The 15,849-nt window shown below is 72.4% G+C and carries 12 protein-coding genes and 1 pseudogene; 7 read left to right on the plus strand and 6 right to left on the minus strand.

Annotated features, from left to right (window positions below):
* Positions 1-172 precede the first annotated feature (172 nt).
* Entirely contained in the window at positions 173-2,221 is a 2,049-nt protein-coding gene (gene parE / locus MET2598_RS0103365) for a DNA topoisomerase IV subunit B (protein WP_018259861.1), read from the minus strand.
* A 255-nt stretch (positions 2,222-2,476) separates the two neighbouring features.
* On the opposite strand from parE, the gene MET2598_RS0103370 reads away from it, so the two are divergent.
* On the plus strand, positions 2,477-2,665 hold the full coding sequence (locus MET2598_RS0103370) for a hypothetical protein (protein WP_012334083.1): 189 nt from the start codon (positions 2,477-2,479) through the stop codon (positions 2,663-2,665).
* Between the two features lie 7 nt (positions 2,666-2,672).
* Here MET2598_RS0103370 and topA read toward each other — a convergent pair whose 3' ends face one another.
* On the minus strand, positions 2,673-5,450 hold the full coding sequence (gene topA, locus MET2598_RS0103375; RefSeq protein WP_018259862.1) for a type I DNA topoisomerase: 2,778 nt from the start codon (positions 5,448-5,450) through the stop codon (positions 2,673-2,675).
* Positions 5,451-5,633: 183 nt separating this feature from the next.
* Here topA and MET2598_RS0103380 point away from each other — a divergent pair, with 183 nt between their 5' ends.
* From MET2598_RS0103380 to dprA, 4 genes are all read left to right on the plus strand, one after another.
* Positions 5,634-6,584, plus strand: coding sequence for an aspartate carbamoyltransferase catalytic subunit (locus MET2598_RS0103380; RefSeq protein WP_012334081.1), 951 nt, complete (start codon positions 5,634-5,636; stop codon positions 6,582-6,584).
* A 271-nt stretch (positions 6,585-6,855) separates the two neighbouring features.
* Positions 6,856-8,148 carry a dihydroorotase gene (locus MET2598_RS0103390; RefSeq protein ID WP_012334079.1) on the plus strand — a complete coding sequence of 431 codons (1,293 nt, stop codon included), beginning with the start codon at positions 6,856-6,858 and terminating at the stop codon, positions 8,146-8,148.
* Complete coding sequence (gene plsY, locus MET2598_RS0103395; protein ID WP_012334078.1) at positions 8,148-8,747, plus strand: glycerol-3-phosphate 1-O-acyltransferase PlsY; 600 nt, start codon at positions 8,148-8,150, stop codon at positions 8,745-8,747. The genes MET2598_RS0103390 and plsY overlap by 1 nt, the downstream gene beginning before the upstream one ends.
* Before the next feature lie 34 nt (positions 8,748-8,781).
* Positions 8,782-9,957, plus strand: a complete 1,176-nt coding sequence (dprA, locus tag MET2598_RS0103400; RefSeq protein ID WP_018259863.1) for a DNA-processing protein DprA — start codon at positions 8,782-8,784, stop codon at positions 9,955-9,957.
* A gap of 41 nt (positions 9,958-9,998) precedes the next feature.
* Here the strand turns inward: dprA and ruvX are convergent, their stop codons facing one another.
* On the minus strand, positions 9,999-10,505 hold the full coding sequence (ruvX, locus tag MET2598_RS0103405) for a Holliday junction resolvase RuvX (RefSeq protein ID WP_018259864.1): 507 nt from the start codon (positions 10,503-10,505) through the stop codon (positions 9,999-10,001).
* Between the two features lie 50 nt (positions 10,506-10,555).
* Between ruvX and MET2598_RS0103410 the strand changes: the two genes are divergently transcribed.
* A complete protein-coding gene (locus MET2598_RS0103410) occupies positions 10,556-11,266 on the plus strand; it encodes a metal-dependent hydrolase (protein ID WP_018259865.1) in 711 nt (236 codons plus the stop codon).
* Positions 11,267-11,360: 94 nt separating this feature from the next.
* The gene (locus MET2598_RS0103415; RefSeq protein ID WP_012334074.1) at positions 11,361-11,963 is read left to right on the plus strand and encodes a hypothetical protein; all 603 of its coding nucleotides are present in this window, start codon (positions 11,361-11,363) and stop codon (positions 11,961-11,963) included.
* Positions 11,964-12,024: 61 nt separating this feature from the next.
* Here MET2598_RS0103415 and MET2598_RS0103420 read toward each other — a convergent pair whose 3' ends face one another.
* From MET2598_RS0103420 to MET2598_RS0103430, 3 genes and pseudogenes are all read right to left on the minus strand, one after another.
* Positions 12,025-13,371 carry an ABC transporter ATP-binding protein gene (locus MET2598_RS0103420; RefSeq protein ID WP_018259866.1) on the minus strand — a complete coding sequence of 449 codons (1,347 nt, stop codon included), beginning with the start codon at positions 13,369-13,371 and terminating at the stop codon, positions 12,025-12,027.
* 98 nt (positions 13,372-13,469) lie between these two features.
* Positions 13,470-14,426 (minus strand): annotated as a pseudogene (locus MET2598_RS35870) (ABC transporter permease subunit); the annotation flags it as partial.
* A gap of 11 nt (positions 14,427-14,437) precedes the next feature.
* Positions 14,438-15,838: an IS30-like element ISMtsp4 family transposase gene (locus MET2598_RS0103430; protein WP_026190483.1), complete on the minus strand. Its 1,401-nt coding sequence runs from the start codon at positions 15,836-15,838 to the stop codon at positions 14,438-14,440.
* Between the last annotated feature and the right edge of the window lie 11 nt (positions 15,839-15,849).

Consider the following 15,849-nt stretch of genomic DNA (forward strand, 5'->3'; position numbering starts at 1 on the left):
ATGACGGGTGGAAGCGGCGCCCGGGGCGCGAGCCCACGGCAAGGCGCGCGGCTCACCGACACCGAGGCCCCATCTCCGCCGCTTCCGTCCTGCCGGCCCGGCCCACGACAGGGCCGTTCGCCCGGGCCCGCGGCCGCGCCGGGACGCCCCGCAGCCGTCGCGGGGCCCCCGATCAGATGTCGAGTTCCGCCTTGTCCGCGAAGACCGCCCGCTCGGAGATGAAGGCGAAGCGGGCCTCGGGCTTGTTGCCCATCAGGCGCTCGACCGCGTCGCCCGTCGCCTCCCGCGCCTCGTCCAGCACCTCGACCCGCAGCAGCGTGCGCTTCGACGGGTCCATGGTGGTCTCCTTGAGCTGCCCCGGCATCATCTCGCCCAGGCCCTTGAAGCGCCCGATCTCGACCTTGCCGTTCTTGAACACGGTCTTGATCAACTGCTCCTTGTGGCGGTCGTCGCGCGCGTAGGCGGTCTTCGCGCCCTGGCTCAGCCGGTAGAGCGGCGGCACCGCGAGGTAGAGGTGCCCCTTCTCGATCAGCTTCGGCATCTGCCGGTAGAAGAAGGTGATCAGCAGCGAGGCGATGTGGGCGCCGTCGACGTCGGCGTCCGTCATGATGATGACCTTCTCGTAGCGAAGGTCGTCGTCCCGGTAATGCGAGCCGGTGCCGCAGCCGAGCGCCTGGGTCAGGTCGGAGAGGAGCTGGTTCGCCCCGAGCTTGTCGCGGCTCGCCGAGGCGACGTTGAGGATCTTGCCGCGCAGGGGCAGCACCGCCTGGCTGGCGCGGTCGCGGGCCTGCTTGGCCGAGCCGCCGGCCGAGTCGCCCTCGACGATGAAGATCTCCGAGCCGGCCGCCCCGGCCTTCGAGCAATCGGCGAGCTTGCCCGGCAGGCGCAGCTTGCGGGTCGCGGTCTTGCGGGCGACCTCCTTCTCCTGGCGGCGGCGCAGCCGCTCCTCGGCGCGGTCGATCACCCAGTCGAGGAGCTTGTTGGCCTGCGTCGGCGACGCCGCGAGCCAGTGGTCGAACGCGTCGCGCACCGCCGCCTCGACGATGCGCGAGGCTTCGAGCGTCGCGAGCTTGTCCTTGGTCTGGCCCTGGAACTCGGGCTCGCGGATGAACACCGACAGCATCGACGCGCAGGTCGCCATCACGTCGTCGGTCGTCACCGCCTGCACGCGCTTGACCTGCCCGACCCGCTCGGCGTGGTCGCGCAGGGCCCGCAGCAGCGCGATGCGCAGCCCGCTCTCGTGCGTGCCGCCCTCCGGCGTCGGCACCGTGTTGCAGTAGGAGGAGGAGAACCCGTCGTCGTGGGTGAGCCACGCCACCGCCCATTCGAGGGAGCCGTGGCTGCCCGGCCTCGTGATCTTGCCGGTGAAGAGCGCGTCGGTGACGAGCTCCTTGCCGTCGATCTCCTGGGCGAGGTAGTCGCGCAGGCCCGCCGGGAAACGGTGCACCGCCTCGGCCGGAACGCCCTCGATGCCCTCCACCAGGGCGGGCGCGCAGCGCCAGCGGATCTCGACCCCGCCGAACAGGTAGGCCTTCGAGCGCGCCATCTTGAACAGGCGGCGCGGGTCGAAGGCGAGCGCCCCGAAGATCTGCGGGTCGGGATGGAAGCGCACCTTCGTGCCGCGCCGGTTCTGCACCCGGCCGACCTGCTCCAGCTCGCCCTGCGGGACCCCGCGCGAGAAGTGCTGGCGGTAGAGGGTCTGGTTGCGGGCGACCTCGACCTCCAGCCGGTCGGAGAGCGCGTTCACCACCGAGACGCCGACGCCGTGCAGGCCGCCCGAGGTCTCGTAGACCTTGGAATCGAACTTGCCGCCCGCGTGCAGGGTGGTCATGATCACTTCGAGGGCCGACCTGCCCGGGAATTTCGGGTGCGGGTCGACCGGGATCCCGCGACCGTTGTCGGTGACGCTGAGGATGCCGCCCTCCTCCAGCTCCACCTCGATGAAGGTGGCGTGCCCGGCCACCGCCTCGTCCATCGAGTTGTCGATCACCTCGGCGAAGAGGTGGTGGAGCGCCTTCTCGTCGGTGCCGCCGATATACATGCCCGGCCGGCGCCGCACCGGCTCCAGCCCCTCCAGCACCTCGATCGCCGAGGCGTCGTAGCCGGCCTCCGCGGCGGGGGATGGCACCGCCACGGGGCGCGGGCGCTTCGCGCCGGATTCGGGGTCGCCGGGCGCCGGCTTGGCGCCCGGAGCGAACAGATCGCGCGCAGGATCGCTCACGCGGCGGCCTCGCGACGGGGGGACGGCTCTGGCAGCAATCGCACTCATCCTCTCCCTATACCGGAACAAACCGGAAACAGAAAGGGTCCAAAGGCGGATCCGGGGTGGGGCGGGAGCGCGCGGCGCCCCCAGCCGGCCCCAGGTGGTAAACAGGTTACGTTAAGATTGCTTCACCCGTCCCTCCCGGGCTGGAACAAAGAAGGCGTCAACGCGTTACGGCTACGCTGTCCCCGTTCTGTCGAGGAGTCGCCCCCGATGACGGCCGCCACCCGCCACGCGCACCACATCGCCCTCGCGCGCGCCGAGCGCGCGGCCGGACAGGCCTTCGGCTACCTCGACGAGGCCGCCGTGGCGACCCACGCCTCCGCGCACCGCTTCGCCGCCACGGCGACGGGAGCGGCCTTCGCGGTGGTCTTCGCCGCCACCCTCGCCTGGGCGCTCTGAGCGCGCGCTACTCGGCGGCCGCCGCCTTCTTGCGCGCGGGCGCCTTCTCGGGCGCCGTTGCGCTCTTGCCCGCCGACGCGCTCTTGGCCGCCGACGCGCTCTTGGCCGCCGACGCGCTCTTGGCCGCCGACGCGCTCTTGCCCGCGGCGGCCGGCTTCGCGGCCTTCTCCGCCTTGGCCTTGGCGGCCGGCTTCGCCTCCGTCTTGCGCGCCGCGCGGGCCCGGCCGGACGTCTTCTTCTTGGTGCCGCCGCCCGCCTCGCGGCGGGCCGCGATCAGGCGCAGCGCCTCCTCGAGGGTGAGAGCCTGCTTGTCGGCCCCCTTCGGCAGGGTCGCGTTGACCTCGCCATCCGTGACGTAGGGGCCGTAGCGGCCGGCCTTGACCGTGACGGCGCGCCCCTCCGGGTCGTTGCCGAGAACCCGGCCCGGATCGGCCGCCGGCCGTCCCCCACCCTGCTCCTTGGCGACGATGAGGTCGATCGCCCGGTTCGCGCCGATCTCCAGCAGGTCGTCGTCCTTGCCGAGATTGGCGTAGGTCTTGCCGTGCTGGACGTAGGGGCCGAAGCGGCCGAGATTGACCAGGATCGGCTCGCCGCTCTCGGGGTGCCGGGCCACTTCCCGCGGCAGGGCGAGGAGCTTGAGAGCGGTCTCCAGGGTCACGTCCGCGGGCGTCAGGCCCCGTGGCAGGGACGAGCGCTTGGGCTTCTCGGCCCCCTTCTCGGCCGAGGCCTCGCCGAGCTGCACGAAGGGACCGAAGCGGCCGTCGCGCAGCGTCACCGGCAGGCCCGTCGCCGGATCCTCGCCGAGCACCCGCACGCCGGGCTGGCCGCCCTCGCCGGCGCTTCCCTCCCCGTCCCCGTCGAGGCCGGCGGCCGAGAGCTGCCGCGTGTACTTGCATTCCGGGTAGTTCGAGCAGCCCACGAAGGCACCGAACTTGCCGAGCTTGAGCGAGAGCGTGCCGCCCGCGCAGTTCGGGCAGGCGCGGGGATTCGCGCCGTCCGCCCGCGGCGGGAAGATGTGGGGGCCGAGCAGTTGGTTGAGCGCCTCCAGCACCTCGGCGGTGCGCAGCTCCTTGGTCCCGGCCAGCGCCGCGGAGAAGTCGCGCCAGAAGTCGCGCAGCACCTCGCGCCAGTCGATCTCGGCGTTCGAGATCCGGTCGAGCTGCTCCTCCAGGTCGGCGGTGAAGTCGTACTCGACGTAGCGCTGGAAGAAGCTCTCCAGGAAGCCGGTGACGAGGCGGCCCTTGTCCTCCGGCACGAGGCGCTTCTTGTCGAGGCGGACGTATTCCCGGTCGCGCAGCACCTGCAGCACGGCCGCGTAGGTGGAGGGACGGCCGATGCCGAGCTCCTCCATCCGCTTGACGAGGCTCGCCTCGGAGTAGCGCGGCGGCGGCTCGGTGAAGTGCTGGGTCGCGGCGACGCGCTCGCGCCGCAGCGGATCGCCCGCCTGCATCGGCGGCAGGCGGCGGGATTCCTCGTCCTCCTCGTCGTCCTTGCCCTCCTGGTAGAGGGTGAGGAAGCCGTCGAACCGCACCACCTGCCCGGTCGCCCGCAGGTCGAGGCGGCGCGGCCCGACCTGGGCGGCGATCTCGACGACGGTGCGTTCGAGCTCCGCCGATTCCATCTGGCTCGCGATGGTGCGGATCCAGATCAGCTCGTAGAGCTTGGCCTGCTCGGGTTCGAGGAAGCGGGCGACCTCCTTGGGCAGCCGGCCGAGATCGGTCGGGCGCACGGCCTCGTGGGCCTCCTGCGCGTTCTTGGCCTTCACGCTGTAGCTGCGCGGGGCCCCCGGCAGGTAGGCGTCGCCGAACTCGGCGCCGATGACACGGCGCGCGTCGCGGATCGCCTCGGGCGCCATGTCGACGCCGTCGGTCCGCATGTAGGTGATGAGGCCGACCGTCTCGCCGCCGATCTCGACGCCCTCGTAGAGCCGCTGCGCGATGCGCATGGTCTGGGCCGGGGCGAGGCCGAGCTTGCGGGAGGCTTCCTGCTGCAGGGTCGAGGTGGTGAAGGGCGGCTGCGGGTGCCGCTTGGCGGGCTTCGACTCGACGCTCGCGACCGCGAAGGTGGCGAGTTCGAGGTCGCGCCGGAACGCCTCCGCCTCCTCGGCGGTGCCGACGTCGAGGCGCTGGATGCGCTTGCCGTCGGCCCCGACGAGCCGGGCCTCGAACGTGGCGCCCTTGGCGGTCGCCAGCGTCGCCACCAGCGACCAGTATTCCCGCGGCTTGAACGCCTCGATCTCCGCCTCGCGGTCGCAGACGAGCCGCAACGCCACCGACTGCACCCGGCCGGCCGAGCGCGCGCCGGGCAGCTTGCGCCACAGGACCGGCGAGAGGTTGAAGCCGACGAGGTAGTCGAGGGCCCGCCGGGCCAGGTAGGCGTCCACCAGCGCCTGGTCGATCTGGCGCGGGTTGGCCATCGCGGTCTGCACCGCGTCCTTGGTGATGGCGTTGAAGGTGACGCGCTCGACCGCCACGTCCTTCAGCACCCGCTTGGCCTGCAGCGCCTCCAGCACGTGCCAGGAGATCGCCTCGCCCTCGCGGTCCGGGTCGGTGGCGAGGATCAGCGTGTCGGCGCCCTTGACCGCCCGGGCGATCTCGGAGACCCGCTTGGCGCCGCGCTCCTCCAGCTCCCAGAGCATCTTGAAGTCCTGCTCGGGATCGACCGAGCCGTCCTTCGCCGGCAGGTCGCGCACGTGCCCGAACGAGGCCAGGACCTCGTAGTCGTGGCCGAGATACTTGTTGATCGTCTTGGCCTTCGCGGGCGACTCGACGACGACGACTTTCATGAACGGCTTGCCTCTTCCCAAGCAGACCGCTGCGGTCTTTCTCGATGTGGCGGACGCCGGCGCTCGGGGGAGGCGCCTCGGGCCCGAGAAGTGGGTGAAGGTGCGGCCATTGTCAAATGCCCGGAAGGGCGGGCCTGCCCTGCTTGCGGCGCTTCCGCCCTGCTCCTATAGGCCAGGGCCAGCATGAGCACGCCGCCGACCCGCCCGGGATTCCCGCACCGTCACCTGCTCGGCATCGAGGGGCTGAGCCCGCTCGACATCGTCGCGCTGCTCGATCGGGCCGATGAGGCGGTCGAGATCAGCCGGCAGGTCGAGAAGAAGCGCGCGACCCTGCGCGGGCGCACCCAGATCAACCTGTTCTTCGAGCCCTCGACGCGCACGCAATCCTCCTTCGAGCTCGCCGGCAAGCGGCTCGGGGCGGACGTGATGAACATGTCGGTCGCCTCCTCCTCGGTGAAGAAGGGCGAGACGCTGATCGACACCGCCGCGACCCTGAACGCGATGCGGCCGGACATCATCGTGGTGCGCCACCATCAGGCCGGCGCGGTGCACCTCCTCGCCCGCAAGGTCGATTGCGCGGTGGTCAATGCCGGCGACGGCGCCCACGAGCACCCGACCCAGGCGCTCCTCGACGCGCTGACCATCCGGCGCAACAAGGGCCGGATCGAGGGGCTGCGGGTGGCGATCTGCGGCGACGTCCTGCACTCGCGGGTCGCGCGCTCGAACATCATCCTGCTGCAGGCCCTGGGCGCCCGGGTGCGGGTGATCGGCCCCTCGACGCTGCTGCCGCCCGGCATCGCCCGGATGGGCGTCGAGGTCTTCACCGACATGCGCCGGGGCCTCGCGGGCGCCGACATCGTGATGATGCTGCGCCTGCAGCGCGAGCGCATGAACGGCTCCTTCGTGCCCTCGGTGAAGGAGTATTTCCGCTATTTCGGCCTCGACGGCGAGAAGCTGAGCCTCGCCGCGCCCGACGCGCTGGTGATGCATCCCGGCCCGATGAACCGGGGCGTCGAGATCGCCTCCGACGTGGCGGACGGGGCGCAGTCGCTGATCCGTGAACAGGTGGAGATGGGCGTGGCGGTGCGGATGGCGGTGCTGGAGGCGCTGGCGACGCATCTGCCGAACGCTTGACAGGGGTTGAGGGGTGAACCTTCGGTATCGGCGGCCCCGCCCCTCCCGCGCCGGAGGGGAAGGGCGGCGAACCCGGTGAGCCGGGAGAGGGGGTGCCCTTGCGCGGATGGATGGAGGTCGCCGTGCGGCGTGCCGAGCGGGAATCCCGGCCGAGACACCGAGGCCCCACCGCGCTCCCCGTCCCCACCGATCTGGCTCTCGGGAGCATCCGGCTCGCTCTCGACGCCCTCCTCGCCGCCGTGCGCGCGCCCGCAGCGGAGCTGTCCGACCCATGACACTCGTCATCACCAATGCCCGCCTCCTCGATCCGGTCGCCGGACGCGAGGAGCCCGGCGCCGTCCTGATCCGCGACGGCCGCATCGCGGACGTCCAGCGGGGCGCCGTCCCGGCCGCGCCGGAGGGCGCGGAGGTGATCGACGGCGGCGGCCACGTCCTCGCCCCCGGCCTCACCGACCTGCGCGCCTTCGTGGGCGAGCCCGGCGCCGAGCACCGGGAGACCCTCGCCAGCGCCAGCGCCGCCGCCGCCGCCGGCGGGGTCACCACCCTGGTCTGCATGCCCGACACCAACCCGGTGATCGACGAGCCCGCCATCGTCGACTTCGTGCTGCGCCGCGCCCGCGACACCGCGAGCGTGAACGTCCTGCCCGCCGCCGCGATCACCAAGCACCTCGCCGGGCGCGAGATGACCGAGTTCGGGCTCCTCGGCGAGGCCGGCGCCGTCGCCTTCACGGACGGTCTGCGGGCGGTGACGAACGCGCAGGTGATGCGCCGCGCCCTCACCTACGCGCGGGATTTCGGCGCCCTGCTGATGCAGCACGTCGAGGAGCCGGACCTCGTCGGCGACGGGGTGATGAACGAGGGCGAGATGGCCTCGCGGCTCGGCCTGCACGGCATTCCGCGCGAGGCCGAGACGATCCTGCTGGAGCGCGACCTGCGCCTCGTGCGCCTGACCCGGGCCCGCTATCACGCGGCCATGATCTCCTGCGCCGATTCGGTCGAGATCGTGCGCAGGGCCAAGGAGGCGGGCCTGCCGGTCACCTGCGGCGTCTCGATCAACAACCTCGTCCTCAACGAGAACGACATCGGCCACTACCGCACCTTCTGCAAGCTCTCCCCGCCCCTGCGCACCGAGGAGGACCGCAGAGCGGTGGTGGAGGCCCTGAACGAGGGGGTCATCGACGTGATCGTCTCCGACCACAACCCGCAGGACGTGGAGACGAAGCGCCTGCCCTTCGCGGAGGCGGCGGACGGGGCGCTCGGGATCGAGACCCTGCTGGCGGCCGCCCTGCGCCTCGTCCACGCGGGCGACGTCGCGCTCCCGCGCCTCCTCGCCGCCCTGGCGCGCGAGCCCGCGCGGGTCCTCGGCCGCGACGGCGGATCCCTGGCCAAGGGCGCCCCGGCCGACCTCGTCCTGTTCGACCCCGACGAGCCCTACCGGCTCGACAAGCGGCAGCTGAAGTCGCGCTCCAAGAACTCGCCCTTCGACGAGGCGCGGCTGCAGGGGCGCGCCCTGCTCACCCTGGTCGGCGGCGCGGTCGCCTACCGGCACGCGGCGGCCGCGTGATGGGGGTCCCGCTCTGGCCGCTCCTCGCCGCCCTCGGGCTCGGCTACCTGTTCGGCGCGATCCCCTTCGGGCTCATCCTCACCCGCCTCGCCGGGCTCGGCGACGTGCGGGCGATCGGCTCGGGCAATATCGGCGCCACCAACGTCCTGCGCACCGGCCGCAAGGGGCTCGCCGCCGCCACGCTCGTGGGAGACGCCCTCAAGGGCACCGCCGCGGTGCTGGTCGCCGCCGGGCTGTTCGGGCCGGACGCCGCCCTGGCGGCGGGGCTCGGCGCCTTCCTCGGCCACCTCTTCCCGGTCTGGCTCGGCTTCAAGGGCGGCAAGGGCGTGGCGACCTTCATCGGCGTGCTCCTCGCGCTCGCGCCCCTGGCCGTCCTCGGCTTCGCGGTGATCTGGCTCGGCCTCGCATTCCTGCTGCGCTACTCCTCGGCCTCGGCGCTCGCGGCGAGCGCCACCACCCCGCTGATGCTCTGGGCGATGGGCCAGAACCGCGTCGCGCTCCTGTTCGTGGGGCTCGCCCTGCTGCTATGGTGGAAGCACGCCCCCAATATCCGCCGCCTCATGGCGGGCACGGAGGGGCGGATCGGGCAGAAGGGCTGAGACGATCCCCTGCCCTGCCGCAGGGGAGCCGTCGTTGCAACTCACGGACGCTCAGCGCCTCGACTGGCTGCGCCTGATCCGCGCGGAGGGGATCGGGCCGCGCACCTTCCGCGGCCTCGTGAACCGCTTCGGCGGGGCGGGCGCCGCCCTGGAGGCGCTGCCGGACCTCGCCCGCGCGCGCCGGAAGCCGATCCGGATCCCCAGCCGGGCGGAGGCCGAGCGCGAGGTCGCCGCCGCCGCGAAGCTCGGCGTGCGCTTCGTCGCCCTCGGCGAGGAGGCCTACCCGGCGCCGCTGCGGGCCACCGACGACGCCCCTCCCCTCATCACTCTTCGCGGCGAGGCCGCGGTCCTGGCCCGCCCCTGCATCGCCGTGGTCGGATCCCGCAACGCCTCGGCGGCCGGGATGACCTTCGCCGAGCGCCTCGCGCAGGCCTTCGGGGCGGCGGGCTTCTGCGTCGTCTCGGGCCTCGCCCGCGGCATCGACGCCCGCGCCCACGCGGCGTCCCTGGCGACCGGCACCGCCGCCGTGCTGGCCGGCGGCCAGGACCGCATCTACCCGGCCGAGCACGAGGCGCTCGCCGCCCGCATCCTGGCCCAGGGCGGGGCGATCGTGGCCGAGATGCCCCTCGGCTGGGAGCCGCGCGGGCGCGACTTCCCGCGCCGCAACCGCATCATCTCGGGGCTGTGCCTCGGCACGGTGGTGGTGGAGGCCGCCCGCCGCTCGGGCTCGCTCATCACCGCGCGCTTCGCCCTGGAGCAGGGCCGCGAGGTCTTCGCGGTGCCGGGCTCGCCCCTCGACCCGCGCGCGGAGGGCACCAACGACCTCATCCGCCAGGGCGCGACCCTGTGCGGCGACCCGGACCACGTCCTGTCCGTGCTGATGCCGCTGGTGGCGGGCGGGCGGCCGCCCGGCGGCGCCGAGGACGGCGAGCGCGCGGCCGAGCCCGCCCTCTACTGGGACGAGACGGATTTCTTCGCCCAGGACCCCGAGCCGGCCGCGCCCGAGGGCCTGTACGAGGAGGCGGAGGAGCCGCCTCCGCCCGACGACCGCGCCCGGCTGCTCGCCCTGCTCGGCCCCTCGCCGGTGGCGGTCGACGCGCTGGGCCGGCAGGCCGGCCTGTCGGCGCGCAGCGTCCAGGGCCTGCTGCTCGAACTCGAACTCGACGGGCTGGTCACCCGGCACGGGGGCGGGAGCGTGTCGCTGCGCTGAGGCACCCGGTGCCGGCGGTCATCTCTCGGTGACCGTCGGCATCACTCCGGCGGGATCATCACCCCGTCCGGCTCCTCCGGCTCCAGCCCGGCGAGCACGTCGAGGCAGCCCTGCAGGATGTAGGCGGCGGCGAGCTTGTCCACGAGTTCCCCCCGCCGCGCCCGCGACGCGTCGGCCTCCAGGAGGGTGCGGGTGACCGCCGCCGTCGACAGCCGCTCGTCGAAGAGCAGCACCGGCAGCGGCAGGATCGGCGCGAGGTTGCGCACGAAGGCCCGGGTCGACTGGGCCCGTGGGCCCTCGCTGCCGTCCATGTTGAGGGGGTGCCCGACCACCAGCCCACCGACGCCGTGCTCGGCCGCGATCGCGGCCAGGCGCCGGGCATCGGGCGTGAACTTCACCCGCCGGATCGTCTCCAGCGGCGAGGCGATGCGCCGGCCCACATCCGAGAGGGCGAGCCCGATCGTCTTCGTGCCGAGGTCGAGGCCGAGCAGCCGCCTCCCCGCCTCCCGCGAGGATTCCGCGAAGGCCGCGACACTCTCCCGGTTCACGGCCGCGGCCTGGGCTTTAAGTAGGGGGCGTTCATCCGGGAGTCCTCCTCATGCGCATCACCTGGTTCGGCCACTCGGCCTTCCGCCTCGATTTCGGCGAGAGCCACGTCCTGATCGATCCCTTCTTCACCGGCAACCCGGCCTTCGAGGGCGGCGACGCGGCCCGCGCCAGGGCGGTCGAGGGCGCGACCCACATCCTGATCACCCACGGCCACGGCGACCATGTCGGCGACACCCTGGCGGTGGCGGCCGAGACCGGCGCCAAGGTTGTGACCAATTACGACCTCTGCATGTGGCTCGGCTCCAAGGGCCTGACCAATTTCGACCCGATGAACACCGGCGGCACCACCGACCAGGGCGGATTCAAGGTCACGCTGGTGCGCGCCGACCACTCGGCCGGGATGAGCGAGGCGGGCGTCACCGTGCCGCTCGGCCTGCCGAACGGCGTCGTCGTGCGGGCGCCGGGCGAGCCGACGGTCTACCACATGGGCGACACCGACATCTTCGGCGACATGGCCCTGATCCAGGAGATCTACCGGCCGGACGTGCTGATCGTCCCGATCGGCGACCGCTTCACCATGGGGGCCGAGACGGCGGCCCTGGCGGTGCGCAAGTTCTTCGCGCCGCGGGCGGTGATCCCCTGCCATTACGGCTCCTTCCCGATCATCGCGCCCTCGGCCGACGCCTTCGTGGCGGCCCTCGACGGCAGCGGCGTCCAGGTCGTCGTGCCGCACAAGGGCACGGCCGTCACCATCGCCTGATCGGGCGGATCTTAACGTTAACGGAAGGTTACCGTGGCGGGGGCGGGCGCGGGGCGTTAACCCGGCATTAATCCTCAGCGCATCGAGGCCGCCCTTGTCCCGCTACTCCCTCGCGACGTCGCTCCTGGTCGGTGCCGCCGGCCCCGGGGCTTGGCAGGCGATCGACCTCGACGGCCGCGTCGAGCCGCTGCGCGGGCCCCTCCCGCCGGCGGCGGGCCGCTTCCCGGACCCCGAGGGGCGCCGGCGGGTGCCGCACGGGGCGATCGAGGCGGTGGGCGGGCCGCGCCGGGACCGGCCCGCCAACCGGCCCCCCGCCATCCCCTCCCCGCGCGAGCGCGTCCCGGCCGCGGCGATCATCCCGGTCCGGGCCGCGGGGGTCGCCCGTCCCCACCCGATCCGCGAGGCCCTGCCCCGCATCGTCCTGGCCCCGGCCCGGCGCCGGGCGATGCCGCGCCGGCACAAGCTCATGCTCGCCCTCGCCGCGGAGGTGCTGCTCGCCGGGACCGCCCGCGCCCGGCAGAATTTCCGCCCGCCCGCGATCGAGGTCGAGGATCTCGGCCGCGACGATCGGAAGATCGCGCAGCTCGCGCCGGTGGACCTGGGCCGGGGGACCGGGAGCACCGGTGAGCGAGGGGCCTCATCCGCTGTCCGGACGATCACGTCCGGACAGCGTCTGCCAAGCCCGCGCGGCGCCTGAGCGACGCCGATATCCACATGGCCGAAATGGGAGATGGCGACGCAATCCCTCGGATGTCGGATCACGCGGGATCCTCCAGGCTGAACGTGTCGCTCGCCTCGTGATACGCGAAGGCCTCGGCGTAGCGCCCCCAGGAGATCACGGCCTGCAGGGTCTGCTGCGCGTACTGGGCCGACATGTGATCCTCCAGCTCGTCCTGGAACCGGCGGCGCGGGGCCGCATGGGAGGCTCGGTCGTCGAGCACGCGCCGGACATGGGCGGCCAGCGGCACGTACGCGATCAGGTGCTGGGCGAAGAGCTGCTTGCGCTCGTCGACGGCGCTCTCCGCGAAGCGGCGCCCCGCCGGTGTCAGCGTGATGTCGCCGCCCTCCAGCTCGGCGAAGCGCAGCAGTTGCAGGGTCTCGGCGATCGGGAAGAGCTCGTCGACTTCGAGTTGCAGCGTGCTCGCGAGCGCCGGCAGGTCGGCCGTGCCCTGGTAGGGCTCGCCGGCCACCGCCTCGATCAGGCCCGCCAGCAGGTTGGTCGAGACGCGCGGCAGGACCATGCCGATGCCGGTGCCCGGGAACCCTTCGGGCTTGCCGTGCCCGCCCGGCCCGGCCGGCTGGGGCGGGCGCATGGTCATGCGGGCGTAGATGTCGTCCACCAGCGCCCGGAAGGCCGGATCGAGGCGGTTGCGCGGCTGCGGGAGGTCGACCCGGATATCCCCCACCACCCGGCCGGGATTCGACGAGAAGACCAGGATGCGGTCGCTCATCAGGACGGCCTCCTCGATGTTGTGCGTCACGAGCAGGATCGAGCGGGTCGGGATGCGGGCCTCGATCCAGAGGTCGAGCAGATCGGTGCGCAGGGTCTCGGCCGTGAGCACGTCGAGGGCCGAGAAGGGCTCGTCCATCAGCAGGATCTCGGGATGGACGACGAGGGCGCGCGCCAGCCCGACCCGCTGGCGCATGCCGCCGGACAATTCCTTCGGATAGGCGCTCTCGAACCCGTCGAGGCCGATCAGGTCGATCGCCGCGAGCGCGCGCTTGCGCCGCTCGGCCGGCGCCACGCCCTGCGCCTCGAGGCCGACCTCCACGTTCTGCAGCACGGTCAGCCAGGGAAACAGCGCGAAGGACTGGAAGACCATGGCGACCTTGGGGGCCGGACCGGTCACCGGCCGGCCGTTGATCAGCGCCCGTCCCCGGCTCGGCGGCATCAAGCCGGCGATGATGCGCAGCAGGGTCGACTTGCCCGATCCCGAGCGGCCGAGCAGGGAGACGATCTCGCCCGCCCGCAGGTCGACGTTGACTTCGTCGAGAACCAGCAGGTCGGACGCATTGCCCTTGCGGTAATGGTGCTGGACGCCCGCGACGGAGACGAGCGGCGCGTCGGAGCTGCGCGGGCGGGGAACCGGGGTGTGGGCGTCCATGCTGGAGACCTTTCGGATTGATAAGAAATCCGACGGATTGCGTCGCCATGCGGATGTCGGCGTCGCTCAAGCGCCGCGCGGGCCATCCGCGGCCGCGATCAGGCGAGCCGGAAGCGGCGCTCCCCGTAGGCGTAGAGGGGGCGCCAGACGAGGCGGTTGAAGACGACGACGAACAGGCTCATCACCGCCACGCCGAGGACGACGCGCGGGTAGTCGCCCGCATCCGTCGCCTGGGCGATGTAGGCGCCGAGCCCGGCGGTCTTGAGCTTGGTGTCGCCCCAGCTCGCCACCTCGGCCACGATGCTGGCGTTCCACGACCCGCCGGAGGCGGTGAGCGCGCCGGTCACGTAGTAGGGGAAGATCCCCGGCAGGATCGCGTCGCGCCACCATTGCCAGGAGCGCATCCGGTACAGGGTCGCGGCCTCGCGCAGGTCGGTCGGGAACGCGCTCGCCCCCGCCACCACGTTGAACAGGATGTACCATTGCGTCCCGAGCACCATCAGGGGCGAGAGCCAGATGTTCGGATCGGCGCCCGTCGCCACGATGGCGACCACCGCGAAGGGGAACAGGATGTTGGCCGGGAAGGCGGCGAGGAACTGCGCGAGCGGCTGGGTCGCCTCGGCGACGGCCGGGCGCAGGCCGATCCACACCCCGATCGGGACCCAGATGACCGAGGCGACGGCGATCAGCACGACGACCCGCAGCAGCGTCAGGGCGCCGAGTGCGACGGCCTCGACGAGGTCGCCGAGGCCGAGCGTCGCCCTCACGAAGTCCGCCGCGATCCAGAGCGCGGAGGCGGCGAGCGCGACGACCGCGACGAGCCACGCCCGGTCGGCGAGCGTCGCCAGAAGAGGCTTGGCCAGAAGAGGCTTGGCCAGAAGAGGCTTGGCCAGGCGAAGCTTGCGCGTCGCGGGAAGAAGGGACGAGGCGCGCCGGAACGGCGCGGCTGCCCGGATCACGCTGCCGAGGAGCGCCGCCGCGGCGCCGACCAGCGCCGCGATTCCGCGCAGGGCGCGGGTGCGCCGCAGGAGATCGTAGACGAAGGAGCGCGGCCGCGCCCTTGGGTTCAAGCGGTCGTCGCAACACCATCTTGCACGGCAGCCAGCACAGCGTCGAGCGCCTCTGCCGGCGTCTTCCAGTTCAGCGTCTTGCGCGGTCTGCTGTTGAGGGCTGCGGCCACAGCAGCAAGATCGTTCGCGCTGTGGGCGCTCAGATCCGTTCCTTTCGGGAAGTACGGTCGCAGTAACCCGTTCGTATTCTCGTTCGTCCCCCGCTGCCAGGGTGAGCGTGGATCGCAGAAGTAGACCTGCAGACCCGCGTCGATCCGCAAGCGCGCGTGCTCGGCCATCTCGGTACCCTGGTCCCAGGTCAACGAGCGCCGCAGCTGCTCGGGCAAGCGCGCGATCGTGCCGGCGATCGCCTCGCGCACCGCCTGGGCCCCGTGCCCCGCCAGCGCCGGGCCGTTCTTCGCACGCGGTGTCNCCCCATGGCCGTCCATCGGCGGAAGATGCAGCAGCATCGTAAAGCGCGTCGTGCGCTCGACCAGGGTCCCGATCGCCGAACTCTTCAGACCCAGGATCAGATCTCCTTCCCAGTGCCCCGGCACCGCGCGGTCCTCCACCTCGGGCGGACGCTCGCTGATGAGCACCTCGGGGGTGACGAACGACCTGCCTCGGCCCAGGCTGCGGGCCCGCGGCACACGCAAAGCCCGTCCTGTGCGAAGACACGCGGTCAGCTCACGCTTCAGCCCGCCCCGGCCCTGGATGTAGAGCGCCTGATAGATCGCCTCGTGACTGATGCGCATCGTCGTATCGCCCGGAAAGTCGAGCCGTAGGCGCTCGGCGATCTGCTGCGGACTCCAGGATCGACCCCATCGCCGGCTCTGGCGTCGCCCGTGCCGCCGTCCCTTCCAGGCAACGCTAGGGCCAGGCAGAGCGCTCCCGCCCGGTGTCGCGACAGTTCCGGCGAGCCGCTCCTGCACGTACGTCCGCAGCGCTGCGTTCCCCGCCAGTTTTGCTGGCTTGGGCCGGCGTGCCGCGCGTTCAGCGTGCCACTGCGCGGTCGTGGCGCGATAGTCCAGGCCGCCACTGCGGGTCGCCGCATTGCGGCGCAATTCCCGCGAGATGGTCGACGCCGCCCGTCCCAGACGCCGAGCGACGTCCCGGACCCCGTGACCTTGCGCTTGTAGGATCGCGATCTCCTCCCGCTCAGCCAACGACAGGTAGCGCGCAGAAGGCGACTTGGATGATGGTGACAGGTGGGAAGGTGCCATTCCGCCTGCTGTCCGGAACCACCGCGAGCCGACCGGTGGCGAGATCCCGAGCTTCATCGCTGCGACCTCGCTGGAGAGACCCTGCGCGAGGAACGCCCAGAACCCCCGCCGCGTCTCGCGCAGACCGACCCCGGGACGACCCGGTGACCGCAGCTTCTCGCGAAGTGCCCGATCCGAACGCCGCCGACCTGCCATCACAACCGCCC

Source organism: Methylobacterium sp. WSM2598, from assembly GCF_000379105.1.
Taxonomy (GTDB): Bacteria; Pseudomonadota; Alphaproteobacteria; order Rhizobiales; family Beijerinckiaceae; genus Methylobacterium.